The following is a 16,381-nucleotide window of genomic DNA, read 5'->3' on the forward strand; positions in this document are numbered from 1 at the left end:
GTGACCGCATCGCGCGGCACATCCCGCGTCGACGAGGAGGTCGGGACATGGCCCGTTCGGGTGAAGAGCGCCGCAAGCGCATCCTCGATCTGGTGAGGTCGGGCGGTCGCCAGGAGGTGCAGGAGATCGCCGCGGCCCTCGGGGTCGCCGTCGAGACCGTGCGTCGCGACCTGCGGGTGCTCGAAGACCGGCACCTGCTGCAGCGCGTCCACGGCGCTGCGATGCCGGTCGAGAGCGGCAGCTTCGAGACCGCGATGGACCACCGCGCCCAGACCCGGCTCGCCGAGAAGCGGCGCATCGCCGCCGCAGCGGTGGAGGCCATCGGCGACGCGCAGACCATCTTCCTCGACGAGGGCTACACGCCGATGCTCATCGCCGAGGCGCTCGCCGAGCTCACCCAGCCGCTCACCGTCGTGACGGCGTCGCTCGCGAACGCCGTGGCGATCGGGAAGGCACCGCACCACTCGGTGCTGCTCCTCGGCGGTCGAGTGCGCAGCCGCACCCTGGCGACCGTCGACCACTGGGCCACCGCGATGCTGGCCCAGTTGAACCTCGACCTCGCCATCCTCGGCGCCAACGGCATCACGGTCGAGAGCGGGCTCACCACACCCGATCCCGCCGTCGCCGAGGTGAAGCGCACGGCCGTCGCCGTGTCGCGGAGGCGCATCTTCATCGGCATCCACACCAAGTTCGGCGTGACGAGCTTCTGCACCTTCGCGAAGGTGCAGGACTTCGAGCTGCTCATCACCGAAGAGGCACTGCCGCTCCGGCAGGCGCAGAGATTCGCCGCGCTCGGCCCCCACGTCGAGCGCGTCTGACCCGAACCACCCGAGAACACTCGACCCGAACCACCCGAGACCACACGACCCGAACACCACCCCCCCCACCACGAGAAACCCACGAAAGGCACACCATGCGATCGAGATTCCTCCCGCTGGCGCTCGGCGGCGCGACCGTCATCGCCCTCGCCCTCACCGGCTGCAGCGACGGACCGGGGATGACGTCGTCCTCCGACTCCGCGAACGGAGCGGGCAGCGGCGCCGGCACCGGCGGCACGACGAGCATCCAGTTCGTCAACCCGCTTCCCAACTACCCGGCTTGGCGCCTCATCGGCGACTGCATGGCCGACGCGGCCGAGGCGCGCGGCGTCGACTTCACCGAGTCGGGCCCGACCGGCCAGGCGATGGACCCGACCACCATGATCGAGCAGATCCAGAGCGCCATCGCCAACAAGAAGTCGGGAATCATCACCCTCCCCGCCAGCGACGCCTTCGGCCCGCTGCTCGACCAGGCCCGTGACGCCGGCATCGTCACCGCCACGATGTACGGCGACGGAGCCGACGGCAGCGGCGCCGACATCAACGTGGGCATCGACTGGACGGAACTCGGAAAGATCTACGTCGCCGAAGTGGAGAAGCTCCCGGGCGACAAGAAGCTCGGCCTCATCGCCCCCGGCGACACCGGCATCGGCAAGTCGTTCATGGACGGCGTGAAGGCCGCGGTCGCCGACACCGACGACGTCGAGATCGTCGGCGAAGTCTACACCGGAGACGACTCGGCCAAGGCGCTCGCGCAGACGAACGCGCTGCTCACCGCGCATCCGGAGGTCAACGTCATCGCCACCAACATGGGCACCGTCACCCAGGGTGCCGTCTCGGCGATCGAGGCCAAGGGCCTCACCGGCAAGGTCTCGTTCATCGGCAACGGCCCCGACAACGGCGGCAAGGAGGCCCTGGAGAGCGGTGCCGAATACCGCTTCCTGCTGCAGGCGCTCTGCGACGCCGGTGCCGACGCGCTCGACGCCACCGTCGACCGCATCGAGAGCGGGGAGCCCGCGGGCGGCGACGCGACGCTCATCACCGTGGGCACGAAGATGGCCACCAAGGACGACTACGCCGAGCTGCTGGAGCAGGGGTGGGCCTGATGAGCACCCCTTCTTCCACTCCGGCGCTCGAGCTGCGGGGCATCCGCAAGTCGTTCGGCTCGGTCGCCGCCCTGGAAGACGTGGACTTCGCCGCCTACCGCGGCGAGGTCCACGCCATCGTGGGTGACAACGGAGCCGGCAAGTCGACCACCATCAAGATCGTCACCGGCATCCACAAGAGCGACGGCGGCGAGATCCTCGTCGACGGCGAGACGATGGATGCGGTGCACGGCGCGAGCGACGCACTCGAGAAGGGCATCGCGGTCGTCTACCAAGACCTCGCCCTGGTCGAGTGCCTCGACATCGCCACCAACATGGCGCTCGGCAACCTGCCCAAGCGCTTCGGGGTCGTGCTCGACCGCCGGCGCATGGATCGCGAGGCGGCCAAGGTGCTCTCCGACCTCAACGTGCGCGTCGGCGACGTGAAGACCCCCGTGGGCCTGCTCTCGGGCGGCCAGCGGCAGGTCGTCGCCATCGCTCGTGCGGTGCGCATGGACAAGCCGATCATGCTGCTCGACGAGCCCACCGCCGCCCTCGGCGTGCAGGAGACCGCGCACGTCGGCCGCATGATCGATGAGCTGCGCGGCGCGGGCAAAGCAGTCATCTGCATCAGCCACGACCTCGACTTCGTGTTCACCCACGCCGACCGCATCACCGTGCTGAGGCTCGGCACCAGCGTCGGCACCCGGCGCACGAGCGAGACCACCCGCGACGAGATCATCGGCATGATCACGGGCGCCATCCCGCGCGACACCCCCGCGCGCCGCACCCTCGAGGAGGCATCATGACGCGCACCGCGCCCAACACCCCGACGACCGCACCGGCGGCTGCGACGACGGATGCGCATCCGGCACCGCGGTCGACCCGCCGCATTGCCTCGGTACTGCTCCGGCAGGAGGCGTCACTGCTCGCCGTGGTGGCGGTGATCGTCATCGCGGCGACCGTGGCGAACCCCGCGTTCATCTCGGTCGACAACCTCACCGAGATCCTCCGCAGCTCGGTGATCTACTTCGTGATGGGCTGCGGCGCGGCCCTGCTCATCATCGGCGGCGGGCTCGACTTCTCGGTCGGCGCCGTCTTCACGCTCGCCGCCCTCACCGGCACGTCGCTCATGAAGCTCGGCGTCTGGGTGCCGATCGCCATCCTGGCCGCCCTCGTGGTGGCGGCGCTGGTGGGCGTGCTCAACCACCTCATCATCACCTACTGGCACGTGCCGCCCATCATCGCGACGCTCGGCACCTTCTTCATGGCGCTCGGTATCAACGCGCTCATCACCGGCGGGCTCGACGTGCTGCCGCTGCCCACCGACTTCGTGCGGTTGGGGCAGGGGTACTTCATCGGCATCCCGAACGTCATCTGGATCGCGGTGCTCGTCGGCATCGCCGCCTGGTTCGTGCTCGAGCACACCCGCTTCGGCGTGAACGTGCGGGCGCTCGGCGGCAACCGGCAGGCGGCGATCGGCAACGGCCTGCGGGTGAAGCGGCTCGACCTGGCGCTCTACGTCATCGCCGCGGTCACCGGTGGCATCGCGGGGCTGCTCTACTCCGCCCGCGTCGGCGCCGGTCAGGTGGAGGCGGGCGGCTCGGCGACGACCCTCGTCGTCGTCACCGCCGTGCTCATCGGCGGCGTGAGCCTGCTCGGCGGCCTCGGCAACATCACCGGTGTGGCCGTCGGTGCGGTGCTGCTCTCGCTCATCGACAACGCGCTCATCGTCGCGTCGATCCCGCCGCAGTACAACAACATCGTGGTCGGCGCGATCCTCGTGTGCGCGGTGGCCGTCGACTATCTCCGCCGGCAGCAACTGTACAAGCGGCGCTGACGCGCGGCTCGCCCCCACCGCTCGCGTGCCGAGCTGCACCCCCGAAACCTCCGAAAGGAACCGCCACCCATGGCAGACCACGAGGCCGCACCGCGGTCGCCCGACGCCGACCCGAAGGCTGCAGCGCTCGACCCCGTGCTCGCGCAGCTGCTGCCCCAGCTCAACGCCGCGGCTCCGCCCGTCGGCGACGGCACCGGGGCCGCCCTGCTGCGACGCGGCTTCGGCGAGCTGATCGCGCTGCTGCAGGGGCCGGATGCGCCGGTTCCGTTCGACGGCGAGGTCACAGACGGCGAGGTGGTGGGGTCGGAGGGGTACGTGCGTGTGCCTATCCGCACCTGGGTGCCCGCGGGCGTCGGCGCAGACGACGGCACCGTCGTCTTCGTGCACGGCGGCGGCTGGGTGCTCGGCGACCTCGACTCGGCGGCGCCCACGGCCCGCTTCATCGCCGAGCGGATGCGCGTGAGAGTGGTGGCCGTCGACTACCGTCTGGCGCCCGAGCATCCGTTCCCCGCCGCCTACGACGACGCGCTCGCCGTGCTGCGGGCGGAGCGGGAGCGGAGCTCCGGCTGGCTCGCGGTGGCGGGCGACAGCGCCGGGGGCAACCTCGCCGCGGCGCTCGCGCTCACGGCGCGCGACCTCGGGCTGCGTCTCGACGCGCAGCTGCTGTTCTACCCGGGGCTCGACCCCGCGATGGCGTCGGAGTCGCACCGGCGGTACGGCGACGGGTACCTGCTCACGCGGCAGGCGATGCGGTACTACTGGGGGAGCTACGCGGGTGCGGCAGGCGGCCCCGCCGACCCGGCCGGCCCGGCCGACCCCGCCGACCCGCGCTTCGCGCCGCAGTCGGCCGGCTCCCTCGCCGGGGTGGCCCCGGCCGTCGTCACCACCGCGGGCTTCGACCCGCTGCGCGACGAGGGCGACGCCTACGCCGCGCGTCTCGTCGCCGCGGGCGTCGAGACCGTGGTGCTGCCGCAGCCCACGCTCATCCACGGCTGGATCGACCAGGCCGCGCGGGTTCCCGCCGCGCGCCGCGCCCTCGAGCGCACCGTCGACGCGCTGCAGCTGCTCCGCGAGGGGAGCGCGGCATGACCGCCCTCACCGGCACCATGGCTGCGCCCGGCCGCGACAGGCTCCCCGTGGCGCAGCCGCTGTACTCCCGCGACGACGTCACGGCGGGCATCGTGCACTTCGGCTTCGGCGCCTTCCACCGCGCGCACCAGGCCGCCTACCTCGACCGGCTCATGAACGAGGGGCTCGCCCTCGACTGGGGCATCGTCGGGGTGAACGTGCTGCCCCACGACGAGCGGATGCACGAGGTGATGACCGCGCAGCGGTGCCGCTACACGCAGGTGCTGAAACACGCCGACGGCAGGCTCGAGGCCCGCACGATCGGCTCGGTGGTCGAGCATCTGCACGCACCCGACGACCCCGGGGCGGTGCTGGAGCGCTTGGCCGACCCGGGCATCCGGATCGTGTCGCTCACCATCACCGAAGGCGGGTACGAGACCGACCCGGCGACAGGCGAGTTCACGCCGGTGTCGGAAGGGGTGCTGGCCGATCTCGCGGGCGATGCCGACACCGCGCCCCGGTCGGTGTTCGGCTTCATCGTGGCGGGTCTCCGGCTGCGGCGGTCGCGGGGGATCCCGCCGTTCACGGTGCTCTCCTGCGACAACGTGCAGGGCAACGGCCACATCGCGCGCACCGCGCTGCTCGCCTTCGCCCGCACGGTCGACCCCGAGCTGGCGGAGTGGATGGCGGCGGAGGTGGCCTTCCCGAGCACCATGGTCGACCGCATCACCCCCATCACCACCGACGACGACCGCGACTTGGTGCGCGAGGTCTTCGGCGTCGACGACGCCTGGCCGGTGATGGCGGAGCCGTTCGCGCAGTGGGTGATCGAAGACGACTTCCCGCTCGGCCGGCCCCCGCTCGAACGCGCCGGTGCGCAGTTCGTCGACGACGTGGCGCCCTACGAGACGATGAAACTGCGGTTGCTGAACGCGTCGCATCAGGCGCTCGCGCATCCGTCGTCGTTGCTCGGGCACGAGCTCGTCGACGAGGCGATGGCCGACCCCGATGTCGTCGCGCTGCTGCGCGCGTACTTCGCGGAGGCGCTCGCCGTGCTGCCCGAGGTGCCCGGCATCGACCTCACCGCCTACTGCGACACGCTGCTCGAGCGCTACTCGAACCCGTGGGTGCGCGACACCGTCGAGCGGCTGGCGATGGATGCGGAGAACCGGCTGTCGGTGTTCCTCCTGCCGGTCGTGCGAGACCGGATGGCCCTCGGGCTGCCGGTCGACGTGGCGGCGTTCGTGCTCGCCTGCCACTTCGAGCGGGCCGCCGGGGCGGGCCGGGAGGGCGACGGGCCGGCTGTCGGGGACGGGCCGGCGGTCGGTGACGGGACTGCGGTCGTGGACGGGCCGGCTGTCGGCGACGCGCCCACCGTCGGCGACGGGACAGGTCCGGTCGGCGACGGGCCGGCGGCGGGCGCCGAGGCGGTGCGCGCGGCGCACTTCCTCGGCGACCTCGCCGCCGACCCGCACGTCGTGGCCCTCGTCGCCGCCTACGGCGAGGCGATCCGGGCCGACGGCGTGCGAGCGGTCGTGCGCGACGTCAGCTCCGGGCGACGGCAATCTCGTTCGGAGTGACCTCGAGCTCGCCGGTGGCGACCACCTCACCGGTCGTGAGGTCGACGGCGTGGATGCTGTTCGCCGCCGGCTCGGTGACGTAGGCGAGGTCGCCGGCCACGACGATGGCGGGGTGCGCATCCTGCCACTCCGCAGGGCCGGTCCACGGGTCGATCACCGGGAACTCGCGTTCGATCTCGCCGGTCTCGGGGTCGAGCACGTGGATCGCGCCGTCGGTGGCGAGCACGTAGGCGAGATCGCCGGGGCCGCGGGCCACGTCGCGGAAGGTGTACTCCACCCCCTCGGGCAGCTCGACCACCTCGAGGGTGCCCGCAGCGGTGTCGATGAGGGTGACGGCGTGCAGCAGGTAGCCTTCCGCATCCGGGTCGCTCTTGTAGTCGCCCACCACGATCGGGCTGCTCTCGCTCACGTAGGCGTTGCCCGTGCGGCCGTAGGGCTGGTCGGGGGCGTCGAGCTTGAGGATGGCGCCGTCGCGGTAGACCAGCGCGCCGTTCTCGCAGCCGAACACCACGGCCTCGTCGGCGGCGGTGCCTTCGCCGTGCACGCCGGGGCACTGGTCGCTCGTGGCGATCTCGGCGCCCGAGGCGTCGCGCACCACGATGCCGGTGCGGCCCTCGGCGCCGCCCACCGTGGTGAGGAAGGTGCCGTCTTCGAGCACGACCGAGACACCGTGGTGCGCCTCGACGCCCTCGATGGTCTCGACCTCGGGAAGGGCATCCGCGTCGGCGAGCTCGGCGGTGTCGAACACCGTGGTGTCGCTGGTGCCGTCGGCGTAGAGGATGGTCTTGCCCGCGTGCCGCACGACGTGACCCGGGGTGTCGGCAGCGAAGACGAGCTCGGTGAGCTCCGGGTCGCCGTCGGTGCCGGCGGCGGTGTCGAGCACCTGGAAGCCCTCGCTCATCGTCACCATGACGTGCCGCCCGTCTCCCGCCGGGTTCAGGCGGGTGAACTCCTCGGAGTCGAGGTCGGCGACGGTGTCGAGCGTGGCGCCGTCGAGCACCAGGATGCCGCCCTCGTAGGAGACGGCGACTCGCGCTTCGGAACCGGATGCGGTGGGCCGGTCTCCGGAGCCGGTCGCGGTGCCTGCGTCGGAGCCGGTCGCGGTGCCGCTTCCGGTGGCGGGGGCGGAGCAGGCCGCGAGCGCGAGCGCCGCTCCGGTGGCCAGGGCGGCGAGGCCGGCTCGACGTGCCAGGGATGTTCTCATGGTGTGCTTTCTCTCTTGTGTGGAATGGGCGCTCAGGGCGAGAGCCCGGTGGCGATGCGCTCGGTGTTGACGCGCATCATGGTCAGGTAGTCGGGGGCTCCGCCTTCGGCGGAGGTGAGCGACTCGGTGTAGAGCTCGACCACGTCGACCTCGAGGTCGGCCTCGCCGGCGAGGGCCTGCATCAGCCGATCGGGCGACGACGACTCCGCGAAGATCGTGCGCACCCCCGTGGTCTCGATCGCCTCGACCAGCTCGGCGAGGTCGGAGGCGGAGGGTGCGGCGAGCGTGGTGCCGCCGGGGATGACCGCTCCGACGACCTCGAAGTCGTAGCGGTCGGCGAGGTAGCCGAAGACGTGGTGGTTGGTGACGAGGGCGCGGCGCTCGGCGGGGAGGGCCCCGAAGGCGGCGGTCATCTCGGCGTCGAGGTCGTGCAGGGCCTCGCGGTAGTCGTCGCTGTGCGCGGCGATCGCCTCGGCGTCGACACCGTCGACGGCGGCGAGCAGGGGCTCGAGGGCGTCGACCACGTCGAGCATGCGGGCAGGGTCGGTCCAGAAGTGCGGGTCGGGCAGGCCCGCCGCGTCGCGCGTGCTGTAGTCGAGCACGTCGACGGCGTCGCCGGCGCGGAACACGGGAACACCGCCGGCCTCCGCCCGGTCGAGGTGCTGCTGCAGCCCCTCCTCGAGCCCGAGCCCGTTCGACACCACGAGGGCGGCCGAGCCGAGCTGCGCGGCCTCCTGCGCCGAGATCTCGAAGGAGTGCGGGTCGGCGTCGGGTTTCATGAGCGTCGTCACCGTGAGCTGCTCACCGGCGAGTTCGGCCACCACGTCGCCGAGGATGTTCGTCGTCACGACGACGGAGGGGCGGGCGGGGGTGCTCGGGCCGTCGGCGGTCGCGGTGCATCCGGTGAGCAGCAGGGTGCTCAGGGCGACGACGGCCGCGAGAGCGGCGGGGGCCGGGCGGTATCGGGAACGGGATCGGGATCGGCGCATGCTCAGCGTCCTGTCTCGGCCGCGAAGGCCGGTTCGGTGGAGGTCGGGAAGCTGCGGGCGATTCGGGCGTCGTCGGCGAAGTCGATCTCCCAGAGCATCAGCTCGCTCGGTCCGCTGAGGTAGGCCCGTTGCTGGTCGGCGACGAGACGCGGGGTCTCGCCGGCCGCGAGCGAGCCGGCGACGAGCGGTTCGGTCTGGGCGAGGAGCGAGCCGTCGGTGCCGTCGATCACGAGCATCCGGCCGTCGGTGGAGAGTGCCAGCACGTGCTCCTCCTCGTCGTCGACAGCGGTGACCGCAGCGAGAGAGGTGGGGGCGGGCAGCAGCGACCACGATCGTGCGCGGGTGTCGAGCATCCAGATGCCGTCGGAGCCCGCGAGCCCCGCCACGGTGGGGCGGCCCTCCCGGTTGTCGAACGAGGTGGCCGCCGGGGCGGTGCTCCCGGTGGGGTAGGGGATGCGCTCGAGCACGAGCTCGTCGTCGGCGACAGTGGCGAGGAGGGCGCCGTCGGCGCACCCGATCACGGCGCCGACGCGGGTGGTGATGGTGCCGGCGGCGTGAGGGCACGGCTCGGCGAGGCCGGTCGCCTCGCCCTCGGTGGTGTAGGCGGTGACGGTGTCGGCGGGAACGGCGGATGCGGTGGCCGGGTCTGGCGGGGAGGCCGGGCCCGGTTCGGTCACGAGGGCGTAGGAACCGAGGGGGACGACCATTCCCGCGTGGGGTGTGGTGCGCATCCGGAACCGCTCGGCGATCTCGCCGCGCGAGAGTGCGGCGGTGTCGAGGAGGACGGCCTCGCCCGACTCGGGGAAGAAGAGGCCGGTGCCGCCGCTGGTGGAGAGGTTCGTGGTGGCGACGGTCGCGGTGCCTGTGCCTGTGCCTCCAGTGCCCGTGCCGGCGACCGTGCCGAGGAGGCGGGGCTCGGCGCGGTAGTAGTGGAAGTGGTCGATGTGGTCCCAGGTCCAGACGCCGCTGTCGACGATCTCGACGCCGTCATCGGTGGCGGCGAAGAGGTAGCGGCCGTCGGTGGTGAGGGCGTGCGGCTCGCCGGTGCGACCGATCGTGGTGACGCTCTCGTCGAGAAGGTCGAGGTGGGTGACGGTGCCGGAGCGGTCGATGGTGGTGAGTGCGAGCTGGGGTTCGGCGACCTCGGCGGCTCCGGCGACGGCTCCGTGCCCGTCGCCGTCGCCGGAGCCCGTCGCGGGAGCGGGTGCAGCGGTGGCGGGGGACGACTCGCTGCCCGCCCCGGCACCATCACGCGGGCCGGCGGTCGGCGCGGAGGAGCAGGCCGTGAGGCCGAGGGTGAGGGTGAGGGCCGTCGTCAGGAGGAGTGCTGCGGGGCGGTGGTGCACGGGGGCCTTTCGTGGGTGGGTTCGTGATGCTGGGGCTTGGTGTGGTGGTGGGGTGTGGTGGGGTCTGGCCGAAGATGCGTGACGACTTGGCGGCGGCGGGGTCAGGTGCGGGGCACGCGCGACCGCGCCGCCCACGACAGGGCGGCGATGACGATGGCCGAGAGGGCGACCGAGGCTCCTGCCGCCGTCGCGGCGTGCCAGGAGATGAGGAGGCCCGTGAAGACGGCGACGGTGCCGAGGGCTGCGGCGAGCAGCATCCGTGTGGCGATGCGGGTGGTCCAGTGCCCGGCGGCGACCGCGGGCGCGAGGAGGAGGCCGACGACGAGGAGGGAGCCGACCGCCTGGTAGGAGGCGACGACGGCGAGTGTGACCAGCCCGACGAGCACCGCCTGCGCGAGCCGGGGGGCGAGGCCGAGCACGGCAGCGATGCGCGGGTCGAGCGCGAGTGCCACCAGGGGCCGATGGAAGAGCCAGGCGGCGGCCACCCCGATGGTCGCGGCGATCGCGAGCATGAGCAGGTCGCCGTGGTCGATGGCGAGGATGTCGCCGAACAGGATGGAGGTGGCGTCGGTGGCGAAGCTGCCGGAGTGCGAGATGACGATCACGCCGAGGGCCAGCATCGACACGAAGAGCAGGCCGATGCTGGTGTCGTAGCTCAGCCGCCCGCGTCGCTGGAGGGCGCCGATGCCGAGGCTCATCGCCACGGCGCTCACCGCGCCGCCGGCGAGGGCGGGCAGCCCGAGCAGTGTGGCCGCCGCGACGCCGGGCAGCATGCCGTGGGCGAGGGCCTCGCCGAGGAAGGCCATGCCGCGGATGACCACCCAGGTCCCCACCACCCCGCACAGCACGGCGACGAGGCTGCCGCCGGCCAGGGCGCGCTGGAGGAAGTCCAGCGCGAACGGGTCGAGGGCGGAGGCGAGGAGGTGCATGGGTGTCGACACTATTGATAATGAGAACGATTATCAAATGGGATAAGCTGGCGGCATGTCGCCCTCGCTGCACCCTGCGTCGGATGGTCCGTCCTCCGGCTCGGTCGCTTCGCCCGTCGTGCCCGAGCTGCTCGTCTCGCTGCGGGCGGCGCGGGTCGACCTCGGCGGTCGCACGGTGCTGCATCCTGTCGACATGGAGGTGCGGCGGGGTGAGATCGTCGTGATCGCCGGCGCGAACGGGGCCGGCAAGACGACCCTGCTGGAGGTCGTGGCGGGCGTGCGGCCGGTGACGTCCGGCAGCCGCGCGGTCGCCGGGTCGGCGGCGTTCGTTCCCCAGCGCGCGGCGGTCCCCGACGACCTGCCCGTCACGGTGCGCGACGTGGTGTCGGTCGGTGCATGGGGGAGGGCGGGTCTGGGGAAGCCGCTCGGCCGTGCCGCGCGGGAGGGGATCGCCGACGGCTTGCGGCGCCTGCACATCACCTCGCTGGCGCGGCGCCCGTACGCGCGTCTCTCCGGAGGGCAGCGTCAGCGGGCGCTCCTCGCGCAGGCCGTGGCACGGGGTGCCGACCTGCTCCTGCTCGACGAGCCGACGACCGGCCTCGACGACGAGAGCTCCGCCCGCATCCTCGCCGTTCTGCACGAAGAGGCCGCCCGCGGCGCGGGAGTGCTCTGCGTCTCACACGACCCCGCCGTCATCGCCGCCGCCGACCGCGTACTCCGACTCGAGGACGGGCAGCTCGCGCCGTGACGCCTCGCCGCCGAGTAGCCCGCGGCACCCGCACCGAGGCGCCGCGCCGCGCGCTGGCCTACTCGGGGTCGTTGCGGTGGAGGGCGCGGCGGACGCGTTCGACGACGGTGGTGGCGGGGGGCTCGTTGTAGGCGCCGGCGAGTTCCTGGCCCGACATGCTGCCGATGGCGGCCATGACGTCGTCGGTGAGGCGACGGCGGGCCCGGGCTGAACCCGCCTCGCCGTACGGGGCGGGGTCGATGGGCTCGCCGAACTGCACGGTGACGGGGCGGATGCGCGGCACGGTCGCGTCGACCGGCAACAGCTCCTGGGTTCCGGTGAGGGCGACCGGCACGATCGGGCTCCCGGTGGTGAGGGCGAGCCACGCCACCCCGGTGCGCCCCTTGTAGAGGCGGCCGTCGCGCGAGCGCGTGCCCTCGGGGTAGATCGCGAAGGCCCCGCTGGCCTCGAGCACCTCGCGGCCGCGATCGAGCGAGTCTTGCGCGGCGGTCGTGCTCGAGCGGTCGACGGGGATGGCGCCGATCGACTCGAAGAAGAGCTTCGACGCGCGGCCCTTGGCGCCGGTGCCGGTGAAGTACTCCGACTTCGCGAGAAACCTCACGTCGCGCGGCGCGAGGAGGGTGATCGCGACGCTGTCCATGAAGCTCAGGTGGTTGCTCGCGAACAGCACCGGCCCCGTCAATGGAACGGATGCTCGGCCCAGGACGGTAGGCCGGAAGACGACTTTCGAGACGGGCCGAACAAGACCGCGCGCCACCGTCTTGAACATCCACCGATCCTCACACGCCGAATATGCCGACGAGGCTATGCGAAACCTTCCCTGCAAACACAGAGATTTGCCAGGCATCCTGTCAATAGTTGTCGCGTCAACTCCCTTGTCGACCCGCTCAGCACCTTTCCTGCACTCCACCGAAATGAGAACCGTGCCGTCCCGTCCCGACTCCTCTTCGCCCGTGCCCCCGAAGGCGAAAGACCAGGCCAAGAAGCTCACCGTCAAGCAGGAGCGCGACGCGCGCCGTGCCGAGAAGGTGCAGGCCATGCTCGCGCAGCAGAAGCGCCAGCAGCGCAACCGCCGCATCGGCTGGATCGCCGGGCTCGGCGCCGGAGTGGTCGCCGTGGGTCTCATCGTCGCCTTCGTGGTCTCGAGCGCGACACCGAAGGTCGACCCCGCGTCGATCTCCATCGGCGAGCTCAAGACCTACCCGGGCCTCACCGCCAACCACGTCACGACCACGGTCGACTACGAGATGACGCCCCCGGCGGGCGGCGACCACAACGCCGTGTGGCTGAACTGCGGCGTCTACGACCAGCCGGTGCCGAACGAGAACGCCGTGCACGCCCTCGAGCACGGCGCCGTCTGGGTGACCTACGACCCCGCCCTGGTCGACGACGCCGGCGTGCAGACCCTCCGCGACGAGCTCCCCAGCACGTACATCGTGCTCTCGCCGTTCGAGAACCTCGGGGCCCCTGTCGTGGCCTCCGCGTGGGGCAACCAGGTCTTCCTCGAGGGTGTCGACGACACGCGCCTCACCGACTTCGTGCAGAAGTTCTGGCGCTCCAACGACGCCCCCGAGCCCGGCGCTGCCTGCACCGGCGGCCTGAACGCCGACGGCAAGGTGGCCTGACCCGGTGACGTCGGAGGAACCCCGGGCGACCGAGGAGACACGCGCCGCGGAGTCCACCCCGGCGCGCCCCGTCGAGCCCGCCGCGCCGGGCCCCTCGCGCGGCCGCCTCACCCTCGCGGCGATCGTGGCGGCAGCGGTCGTGGCCCTCGTCGCGTTCTCGGCCGGCTGGCTTGCCGCCCCGCGCATCCAGACCCCCTCCGACACGAGCGTGGAGGCTGGCTTCGCCCGCGACATGCAGGAGCACCACAACCAGGCTGTCGACATGGCCATGATCGTGCGCGAGCAGACCGACGACCCGGATGTGCGCCAGCTCGCCTACGACATCGCCACCTCGCAGGCGAACCAGTCGGGCCAGATGTACGCGTGGCTGAACCTCTGGGGCCTGCCCCAGGCGGCCTCGCAGCCGTCGATGACGTGGATGCTGCAGCCGGTGATCGACGGATCCGACGGCGGCCACGCCCACACCTCCGCCTCGGGCGCCGGCGACATGGTGCCCGGCGAGCCGATGCCCGGGATGGCCACGGCCGACGACCTCGAGCGGCTGTCGCAGCTGCAGGGCGTCGAGGCCGAGAAGCTCTTCCTGCAACTCATGATCGCGCACCACCAGGGCGGGGTGGAGATGGCCGAGGCCGTCGAGGCCCGCAGCAGCAACCCGCTCGTGCTCGCCCTGGCGAAGTCGATCGTGTTCGCCCAGTCGGGCGAGATCGACTACATGAACGAGCTGCTGGCCGCCCGGCAGTAGCGGATCGTTGTGGGCCTCCTCTCGAACGGATGCCCGGCGACTGTCGGGTCTCTACAGTCGCCGTTCGCGCGCATCCGCTGGCCTTTGTAGGCCGCTCACCGCGTGTTTCCGCCCGGGCAGACCCCTTCGTAGCGTTGAATCAGACGCTTTTGACGAAGAGGATCACCATGACGACCACCGTCGACACCACCAGCTCCGACCCGACCCGTGACGCGCGCGACGCGCGCGACGCCCGCGGGGAGGACGCCGTCGAGCCCGACGCGATCGAGAGCGAGCTCGACCGCTCGACCCGGCCCGAGCGCCGCGCCTCGACGAACGACGTGGTGGTCGCGCGCACCGACGTGGAGTGGCTCGGCCGGTATCTCCTCGGCACCTGGGCCGAGGTGCGCCTCGGCGCCCGGGAGCTCACCGCCCGCCCCGAGCTGCAACGCATCGAGGGCCTCGGCCTCGACGAGCACCGCGAGCGCGTCTTCGGCCAGCTGAAGCTCCTGGTCGAGAACGGGCAGGTGCACCGGGCGTTCCCGAAGTCGGTCGGCGGCGAAGACGACCACGGCGGCAACATCGCGGGCTTCGAGGAGCTCGTCACCGCCGACCCGAGCCTGCAGATCAAGTCGGGCGTGCAGTGGGGCCTGTTCGGCGCAGCCGTGCTGCACCTCGGCACGAGCTACCACCACGAGACCTTCCTGCCCGGCATCATGAGCCTCGAGGTGCCCGGCGCCTTCGCCATGACCGAGACCGGTCACGGGTCGGATGTCGCGGCCATCGGCACCACGGCCACCTACGACGAGACCACCCAGGAGTTCGTGATCGACACCCCGTTCCGGGGCGCCTGGAAGGACTACCTCGGCAACGCCGCGAAGGACGGCGTGGCCGCCGTGCTGTTCGCGCAGCTCGTCACGAAGAACGTCAACCACGGCGTGCACGCCTTCTTCGTGCCGATCCGCGATGCGGCGACCGGCGAGTTCCTTCCCGGCGTCGGGGGAGAGGACGACGGTCTGAAGGGCGGGCTCAACGGCATCGACAACGGCCGGCTGCACTTCGACGGAGTGCGCATCCCGCGCGTCAACCTGCTGAACCGCTACGGCGACGTCGCCGAAGACGGCACCTACTCGAGCCCGATCGCGAGCCCCGGCCGCCGCTTCTTCACCATGCTCGGCACGCTCGTGCAGGGCCGCGTCTCGCTCGACGGCGCCTCGACGGCGGCGGCGAAGATCGCCCTGACGATCGCCGTCACCTACGGCAACGAGCGCCGCCAGTTCACCGCGGGCAGCGACACCGACGAAGAGGTGCTGCTCGACTACCAGCTGCACCAGAAGCGGCTCATGCCGAAGCTCGCCACCACCTACGCCGCGAGCTTCGCGCACGAGCAGCTGCTCACGAAGTTCGACCAGGTGTTCTCGGGCGCCGCCGACACCGACGACGACCGGCAAGACCTCGAGACGCTCGCCGCCGCCCTCAAGCCGCTGTCGACCTGGCACGCACTCGAGACCCTGCAGGAGGCGCGCGAGGCGTGCGGCGGTGCCGGCTTCCTCGCCGAGAACCGCCTCGTCGGCCTCCGTGCCGACCTCGACGTGTACGCCACCTTCGAGGGCGACAACCACGTGCTGCTGCAGCTCGTGGCCAAGCGCCTGCTGAGCGACTACGGCAAGCGCTTCGCCAAGGCCGACTTCGGTGTGCTCGCCCGGTACGTGGTGGAGCAGGCCGCGGGCCGCACCGTGAACTCGTCGGGGCTGCGCTCGCTCGGGCAGACCATCGTCGACTTCGGGTCGACCGCACGGTCTGTCGGTCAGCTGCGTGACGCATCCGCTCAGCGTCAGCTGCTCACCGATCGTGTGCACACCATGGTGGCCGAGGTCGCGGGCAAGCTCCGGCCGGCGCCGAAGATGTCGAAGAAGGATGGCGCGGCGCTGTTCAACCAGCACCAGAGCGAGATCATCGAGGCGGCCAGGGCGCACGCCGAGCTGCTGCAGTGGGAGGCCTTCACGGAGGCGCTCGAGGGCGACCAGGGGCTGGCCTCGGGCATGGACGACAGTACCCGAGTGGTGCTCACCTGGCTGCGCGACCTGTTCGGGCTCGGGCTGATCGAGAAGCACCTGGCCTGGTACCTCATGCACGGGCGGCTCTCGCCCAAGCGCGCTCAGGCCGTCGGGCTCTACACCGAACGGCTCTCGGCCCGCCTGCGCCCGCACGCGCAAGACCTCGTCGACGCCTTCGGCTACGGCCCCGAGCACCTGCGCGCCGCGATCGCCACGGGTGCCGAGAAGGCCCGGCAGACCGAGGCCCGCGAGTACTACCGGGCGGCGCGGGCAGCCGGTACCCTTCCCGCCGAGGAGAAGTCGCTGGGCAAGAAGGCGTAGGCCGCGCCGCGCCACGCGGCGACGGGCCCAGCCGGGTAGCGGCCGGGCCC

Annotated in this window: 15 protein-coding genes; 10 read left to right on the plus strand and 5 right to left on the minus strand. The window is 71.9% G+C overall.

Annotated features, from left to right (window positions below):
* Positions 1 to 47: 47 nt before the first annotated feature.
* The 6 genes from HL652_RS00285 to HL652_RS00310 all read left to right on the plus strand — a co-directional run bounded on the left by HL652_RS00285 (position 48) and on the right by HL652_RS00310 (position 6,391).
* Positions 48 to 818: a DeoR/GlpR family DNA-binding transcription regulator gene (locus HL652_RS00285; protein WP_171703452.1), complete on the plus strand. Its 771-nt coding sequence runs from the start codon at positions 48 to 50 to the stop codon at positions 816 to 818.
* A gap of 95 nt (positions 819 to 913) precedes the next feature.
* The gene (locus HL652_RS00290) at positions 914 to 1,924 is read left to right on the plus strand and encodes a sugar ABC transporter substrate-binding protein (protein ID WP_171703453.1); all 1,011 of its coding nucleotides are present in this window, start codon (positions 914 to 916) and stop codon (positions 1,922 to 1,924) included.
* Positions 1,924 to 2,712 carry an ATP-binding cassette domain-containing protein gene (locus HL652_RS00295; RefSeq protein ID WP_171703454.1) on the plus strand — a complete coding sequence of 263 codons (789 nt, stop codon included), beginning with the start codon at positions 1,924 to 1,926 and terminating at the stop codon, positions 2,710 to 2,712. The genes HL652_RS00290 and HL652_RS00295 overlap by 1 nt, the downstream gene beginning before the upstream one ends.
* Positions 2,709 to 3,743 carry an ABC transporter permease gene (locus HL652_RS00300; protein ID WP_171703455.1) on the plus strand — a complete coding sequence of 345 codons (1,035 nt, stop codon included), beginning with the start codon at positions 2,709 to 2,711 and terminating at the stop codon, positions 3,741 to 3,743. Before HL652_RS00295 ends, HL652_RS00300 begins: the two co-directional genes overlap by 4 nt.
* A 69-nt stretch (positions 3,744 to 3,812) precedes the next feature.
* Complete coding sequence (locus tag HL652_RS00305; protein ID WP_171703456.1) at positions 3,813 to 4,832, plus strand: alpha/beta hydrolase; 1,020 nt, start codon at positions 3,813 to 3,815, stop codon at positions 4,830 to 4,832.
* The gene (locus HL652_RS00310) at positions 4,829 to 6,391 is read left to right on the plus strand and encodes a mannitol dehydrogenase family protein (protein ID WP_171703457.1); all 1,563 of its coding nucleotides are present in this window, start codon (positions 4,829 to 4,831) and stop codon (positions 6,389 to 6,391) included. Before HL652_RS00305 ends, HL652_RS00310 begins: the two co-directional genes overlap by 4 nt.
* Here the strand turns inward: HL652_RS00310 and aztD are convergent.
* The 4 genes from aztD to aztB form a co-directional block, all read right to left on the minus strand.
* On the minus strand, positions 6,357 to 7,595 hold the full coding sequence (aztD, locus tag HL652_RS00315) for a zinc metallochaperone AztD (protein WP_171703458.1): 1,239 nt from the start codon (positions 7,593 to 7,595) through the stop codon (positions 6,357 to 6,359). The genes HL652_RS00310 and aztD overlap by 35 nt on opposite strands.
* Positions 7,596 to 7,627: 32 nt before the next feature.
* Complete coding sequence (aztC, locus tag HL652_RS00320) at positions 7,628 to 8,584, minus strand: zinc ABC transporter substrate-binding protein AztC (RefSeq protein WP_171703459.1); 957 nt, start codon at positions 8,582 to 8,584, stop codon at positions 7,628 to 7,630.
* Between the two features lie 2 nt (positions 8,585 to 8,586).
* A complete protein-coding gene (locus tag HL652_RS00325) occupies positions 8,587 to 9,930 on the minus strand; it encodes an ABC transporter (protein ID WP_171703460.1) in 1,344 nt (447 codons plus the stop codon).
* 101 nt (positions 9,931 to 10,031) lie between these two features.
* A complete protein-coding gene (gene aztB, locus HL652_RS00330; protein ID WP_171703461.1) occupies positions 10,032 to 10,859 on the minus strand; it encodes a zinc ABC transporter permease AztB in 828 nt (275 codons plus the stop codon).
* 55 nt (positions 10,860 to 10,914) lie between these two features.
* Here aztB and HL652_RS00335 point away from each other — a divergent pair, with 55 nt between their 5' ends.
* Complete coding sequence (locus tag HL652_RS00335; protein WP_171703462.1) at positions 10,915 to 11,607, plus strand: metal ABC transporter ATP-binding protein; 693 nt, start codon at positions 10,915 to 10,917, stop codon at positions 11,605 to 11,607.
* 58 nt (positions 11,608 to 11,665) lie between these two features.
* Here the strand turns inward: HL652_RS00335 and HL652_RS00340 are convergent, their stop codons facing one another.
* On the minus strand, positions 11,666 to 12,376 hold the full coding sequence (locus tag HL652_RS00340) for a lysophospholipid acyltransferase family protein (RefSeq protein WP_171703463.1): 711 nt from the start codon (positions 12,374 to 12,376) through the stop codon (positions 11,666 to 11,668).
* 184 nt (positions 12,377 to 12,560) lie between these two features.
* Between HL652_RS00340 and HL652_RS00345 the strand changes: the two genes are divergently transcribed.
* From HL652_RS00345 to HL652_RS00355, 3 genes are all read left to right on the plus strand, one after another.
* Positions 12,561 to 13,232, plus strand: coding sequence for a DUF3105 domain-containing protein (locus tag HL652_RS00345; protein WP_253743542.1), 672 nt, complete (start codon positions 12,561 to 12,563; stop codon positions 13,230 to 13,232).
* Positions 13,233 to 13,236: 4 nt separating this feature from the next.
* The gene (locus HL652_RS00350; protein ID WP_171703465.1) at positions 13,237 to 13,974 is read left to right on the plus strand and encodes a DUF305 domain-containing protein; all 738 of its coding nucleotides are present in this window, start codon (positions 13,237 to 13,239) and stop codon (positions 13,972 to 13,974) included.
* 167 nt (positions 13,975 to 14,141) lie between these two features.
* Positions 14,142 to 16,331, plus strand: a complete 2,190-nt coding sequence (locus tag HL652_RS00355) for an acyl-CoA dehydrogenase family protein (protein ID WP_171703466.1) — start codon at positions 14,142 to 14,144, stop codon at positions 16,329 to 16,331.
* Positions 16,332 to 16,381 lie beyond the last annotated feature (50 nt).

This window comes from Herbiconiux sp. SALV-R1 (assembly GCF_013113715.1).
In the GTDB taxonomy this organism is placed as follows: Bacteria; Actinomycetota; Actinomycetes; order Actinomycetales; family Microbacteriaceae; genus Herbiconiux.